The following is a 4,643-nucleotide window of genomic DNA, read 5'->3' on the forward strand; positions in this document are numbered from 1 at the left end:
CCGGCCCAAGTCGTACGCGAGGCGACGCTCGTGGTTCTCTGCGTGAGGGTCGCCGGGGAAGGCGCGGTTGAGGTCCTCGTCGAGGTACCGAACGTCCGCGTCGAGTGCCTCCTCGTTGGCGACGATGAGTTTCACCGGGCGTTCGACGTCTGGGTCTTCCGCAACGAACCGCTCGATGGCGCGCGCGCCACACGGTTCGTCACCGTGAATCGACCCGACGACTGACACTTCCGGGGTGCCATCACCGAGTTCGTAGATTCGCATTGCCGGGTCCTAGAGCCAGGGGCTAAAGGCCTTTAAGATTCTTCCTGTGTGTTCACAGACAAAATTTGGTCGACTCCGCCGGTGTCGACTGCGAGGCGTCAGTGGTCCAACTGCGCCGCGTAGTCGTAATCGGCAGGGTAGGCAGTCGCCTGCTGTCCATCGAGTGTAATCTGCCACCCGTGGAGTTCGGTTGGGTCGTCGAGTGCCGCCCGGAGTGTCGCTCGAACGTCGTCTACGTCCACGCCGTAGAAGTCGCTCGGAGTGCCGCGGAGGTACTGCAAGGCCGTTTCGAACAGCGAGCGCATGCCGACGTCGTTCTCGAAGTCGAAGTGCTTGTACGCACCTGCGGCTACCTGTACCATCCCGTGGAGGAAGGCACTCTCTGTCGTCCCCGCGCCGTAGTTGTACCACTCGTCTTCGAAGCAGTCGTGGCTCTCGTGGAAGTCGGCCGAGTTGAACAGGCGGACGCCGTGTTCGACTGCTCTCCGGAGCGTCGCGTGTTCCCACATCCGTACGTCCGCGTTCCACCCAGACGGGTTCCCGAGTGGCGGGGCAACACTCGGGTCGCGGGTGTGTTCGTCCATGGAGGGAAACAGGTCGTTATACCGGGTAATTCCATCGGTAGTCGAACACAGGGTCAGACGTGTACAGACACGACCCAGTCTTCGTCGAAGAGGTGGAGAACGGCGAACGCGTCCCCGCCGGTGTGTTCTGTAACTACGCCTGCCTCACGTCCTGTGTCGCCGACGAGGGACTGACCACCGGCGCGTGTTGCGAGTGGAATCCTGAGTAGCGTCGTCTGTCTGCCCCTATTCGATGGGCGATGGTCGCCGCAATGCACGTCATATTTACGTCCCGTTCGCACACTCGGTAGCAATGGCACTCGCATCTGCACTCGTGGCAGGCGGCGTCATCGGTATCCGGCACGCGCTGGAAGCCGACCACCTCGCCGCCGTCGCGACGATGGTCGAAGACGACGGAAGACCGAGTATCGTCGGCGCTTCGTGGGGCGTCGGTCACTCGATTCCAATCGTCGTCGTCGGCCTCCTGTTCGTCGCACTCGGCGTGCGCCTGCCCGAGTCGGTGACGCACTTCTTCGAGGTTACCGTCGGTGCGATACTCGTCGTCCTCGGGACTCGAATGCTCCTCCGTGCTGCTGGCGTGTCGCTCCCGACACTCCGGAATCACGACCACGGAGCGCAGACCCATCGACATCTCTCGCTTGGCAGCGTCGCACTCGGGACGAAACACACACACGTCCACGACGAGTCGTTCGCCGTCGGCGTCCTCCACGGATTCGCCGGCAGTGGAGCACTCGTCATCGCGATGGTGTCCGCCGCACCCGGAATGGGACAGGCCGTCGCGTTCCTCACCGCGTTTAGTCTGCTGACGGTGGCGACGATGGCGACTGTCTCCACGCTCTGGGGTCGGTCGATGGACGTGGGCGGGACGCGCCTCCTTCGCGCCACAGCAGGCGTCGTCGGCGTGGTCGTGGGCGGACTCCTCGTCGTCGAGCAGGTTGGACTCTTCGTCTAACGATTCGCAACGTTTTAGCGGTCCCCCTGACCTATCTTCATACGCGCGAGGGTAGCTAAGTCAGGAAAAAGCGGCGGACTCAAGATCCGCTCTCGTAGGAGTCCGTGGGTTCAAATCCCTCCCCTCGCACTTGCTCCGAAGAACGAAGCGACGAGTGGCGAGTGTGTACGAAGGATTCGAATCAGGGAGCGTCAGCGACCGTGGTTCACATCCCTCCCCTCGCACGAGTATGCGCCGCCATACGCGGCGCAGTGCGAATCGTCCGGAGGATTAGAACGTCGAGGCAAGCGAAGCGAGGCTCCGAAGTCCAAATCTCTCCCCTCGCACACAGAACCAGCACTCACAGTCTGACGACTCCGAACTGTCGCCAACATACCCACGAATGTGCCCAAACTATCAGTAATTTTACCACCGATTAAGCCGCCATTTACCACGACTGTGTATATCCGTCGTCGTTTCGAGTCGGTGACTCGTGTCCACTCGTGAGACGTGGTACCAACAGACCACGTTTCTCGTGAAAACCGTGACACAGCAGTCCAGTCGATACGACATTCTGGGTGTGAGAGACGGAACGTCGCGAGCACGACAGCCCAGTTAGAAGACCTGAATTTCGGCCGACACTGACGTATCAGAGAATATCAGAAACATTCATTATGTTATCGAGCATACTATAGTATTGCCGGAAGCGCAAGGACGCACCGGATGACCAAACCGAATCCAATCGGACGGTGTGAAAGGCACCGACGATGGTACGCATCGCAAGATGCGGAGGAATGGGGTCGACACGAACACCGAGTCTTTCGTAAAAGGAAGACGAGGTCAAAGTGCCGAAGAGGAACCGAAGCAACCCCGCTAACCACACTGCGAGTGTGTGGCACGAAAGCCAAGTACCGGACCACGAGGAATCGGAGTTCGGGAAGTCGGCGCAAGCCGAAAAAGGCTGTGAGGGTTGCGGAAAACGTCTTCCGTCCGGGTTCTAATTGCGAATTCTGGCGTTTTCCGTTATCTACCCGTCGAGCGAGCGGACCGTATTTTCAGTCGTCGTCAGACCCAGTGAGCAGTCGCTTCATCGCGCGGAGGTATTCGGATGCGACGACGGGTTCGTCCGCCGCGGTTCGCTCGACTGCGGCGAGTCCGTGTTCCAACTGTTCGTTCACCAACCCCGGCGGCACCTTGTGGTGGACGATACGCCGTGCTTCGTCGGTACACTCCAGTGCAGTGTCGGTATCACCACGCCGAACAGCGTCGCGTGCCTCGTCGAAGGCCGTCGTGAGTGCGCCACGGACGCTCACCGGGAGGTCGCCTGCATCTCTCACAGATACCGATAGGTGAGTCAGTGTGATAAGCCACCGGGCCGACGTCGCACCGCAGGCGGCCGATTAGCCATCGGTCACACGGGTCGTCAGGTCGTCAGCGACCGCGTGTCGACGCCGACCGGTCGATGGATATAGGCCGCTTCCCGCTCCTGTCACGTCCATGAACGAACTCGGTGCCCGCGCGGACCGTGCGCAGCGTGCTGCACGTGACGGCGGCGCAGTCGCGCGACGAGCCTTCCGAACCGACATCGCCGTCGAGACGAAAGGCGGAAAGACGGACGTCGTCACGGAGGCGGACCGGGCTGCCCAACGACGTGTCATCGACCGTATCCACGGCTCGTTCCCGGACGACGCCATCGTGGGGGAAGAAGAAGACGAACTGAAGTCGGTCCCAGACGAGGGTGCCTCATGGGTCATCGACCCCATCGACGGGACGAACAACTTCGTCCGCGACATCCCCGTGTGGGCGACGTCCGTCGCGGCCGTCATCGACGGTGACCCCGTCGCGTCCGCGAACTTCCTCCCCGCCCTCGAAGACCTCTATGCGGCCGACGACGAGGCTGCCTACCGGAACGGTGAGAAAATCTCCGTGAGCCAACGCGACGACCCAGAGACGTGTACGGTCAGTCCGACGTTCTGGTGGAACTACGACGCTCGCGACGAGTACGCGGCAGCGACGCGGGCCATCGTCACACGATTCGGTGACATGCGTCGCTACGGGAGCATGCAAGTTGCACTCTCGTTCGTCGCCGACGGCGCACTCGACGGCGTCGTCACGAACAAGCGCGCGAACCCGTGGGACTCGGTGGCTGGTGTCCACCTCGTTCGGATGGCCGGCGGACGGGTCACGGACCTCGACGGCAACGAGTGGCGACACGACTCGGAGGGACTCGTCGCGTCGAACGGACACGTTCACGACACGGTCCTCGAAGCGGCCCGCGAGATTGCAGACCTGTAACTGACGTATAACGTCGTTCGCGCTTCCGCAAATGCGAAGTTGGCCCCCCCAGTACATGCCCGTATGGAACTCGACGCGACGGACAGGGCTATTCTCCGCCTCCTGATGGAGGATGCGCGGACACCGTTCAGTGAGATTGCTCGCCAAATCGATATGTCGAGTGCGACGGTCCACGACCGAGTCGGGCGGATGGAAGACGCAGGCGTCATCCAGGGCTACCACGCGCACGTGGACCCGCGAGAAGTCGGATTGGGCACGTCGGCACTCGTCGGATTCCGCGTCAAGCAGGGACACGAGAAAGAGGCACTCCAGCAACTCCGCGAGATAGAGGGCGTCCAGGAGATTAACCTCACCACGGGCGAGTGGGACGTGATGCTCCGCGTGTACGCCGAGGACACCGACGCCCTTCGCGAACTCATGTTCGACCACATCGCGGAACTGGAAGGTTTCTCTCGCTCGCAGACGATGGTCATCCTCGGAACCGAGTACGACGACCCGGTCTTACCGATTCAGGGGCCCGAAGACGACGATTGAGCGAACTGAGAAACAGTACTGCCGCGTCGCTCACT

Annotated in this window: 6 protein-coding genes, 1 tRNA gene and 1 pseudogene; 5 read left to right on the forward strand and 3 right to left on the reverse strand. The window is 61.6% G+C overall.

The genetic code is table 11. The annotated features are described in order from the left end of the window. A pseudogene (locus AUR66_RS09430) lies at window positions 1–264 on the reverse strand (succinylglutamate desuccinylase/aspartoacylase domain-containing protein); the annotation flags it as partial. Window positions 265–362: 98 nt separating this feature from the next. Further along, on the reverse strand, window positions 363–848 hold the full coding sequence (locus tag AUR66_RS09435; protein ID WP_058572188.1) for a DUF309 domain-containing protein: 486 nt from the start codon (window positions 846–848) through the stop codon (window positions 363–365). Between the two features lie 59 nt (window positions 849–907). On the opposite strand from AUR66_RS09435, the gene AUR66_RS21885 reads away from it, so the two are divergent. The 3 genes from AUR66_RS21885 to AUR66_RS09445 all read left to right on the forward strand — a co-directional run bounded on the left by AUR66_RS21885 (window position 908) and on the right by AUR66_RS09445 (window position 1,929). Further along, a complete protein-coding gene (locus tag AUR66_RS21885; protein ID WP_197409721.1) occupies window positions 908–1,057 on the forward strand; it encodes a hypothetical protein in 150 nt (49 codons plus the stop codon). A gap of 83 nt (window positions 1,058–1,140) precedes the next feature. Further along, window positions 1,141–1,800 (forward strand): sulfite exporter TauE/SafE family protein, encoded by a 660-nt coding sequence (locus AUR66_RS09440; RefSeq protein ID WP_058572189.1) that lies wholly within the window; start codon window positions 1,141–1,143, stop codon window positions 1,798–1,800. Window positions 1,801–1,845: 45 nt separating this feature from the next. Then, window positions 1,846–1,929 (forward strand) — tRNA-Leu (locus AUR66_RS09445). A gap of 905 nt (window positions 1,930–2,834) precedes the next feature. Here AUR66_RS09445 and AUR66_RS09450 read toward each other — a convergent pair. After that, window positions 2,835–3,116 carry a hypothetical protein gene (locus AUR66_RS09450; protein WP_058572190.1) on the reverse strand — a complete coding sequence of 94 codons (282 nt, stop codon included), beginning with the start codon at window positions 3,114–3,116 and terminating at the stop codon, window positions 2,835–2,837. Window positions 3,117–3,276: 160 nt separating this feature from the next. Here AUR66_RS09450 and AUR66_RS09455 point away from each other — a divergent pair, with 160 nt between their 5' ends. Next, window positions 3,277–4,074, forward strand: coding sequence for an inositol monophosphatase family protein (locus tag AUR66_RS09455; protein WP_058572191.1), 798 nt, complete (start codon window positions 3,277–3,279; stop codon window positions 4,072–4,074). Between the two features lie 63 nt (window positions 4,075–4,137). Further along, complete coding sequence (locus tag AUR66_RS09460) at window positions 4,138–4,608, forward strand: Lrp/AsnC family transcriptional regulator (protein WP_058572192.1); 471 nt, start codon at window positions 4,138–4,140, stop codon at window positions 4,606–4,608. Window positions 4,609–4,643 lie beyond the last annotated feature (35 nt).

This window comes from Haloferax profundi (assembly GCF_001469865.1).
In the GTDB taxonomy this organism is placed as follows: domain Archaea; phylum Halobacteriota; class Halobacteria; order Halobacteriales; family Haloferacaceae; genus Haloferax; species Haloferax profundi.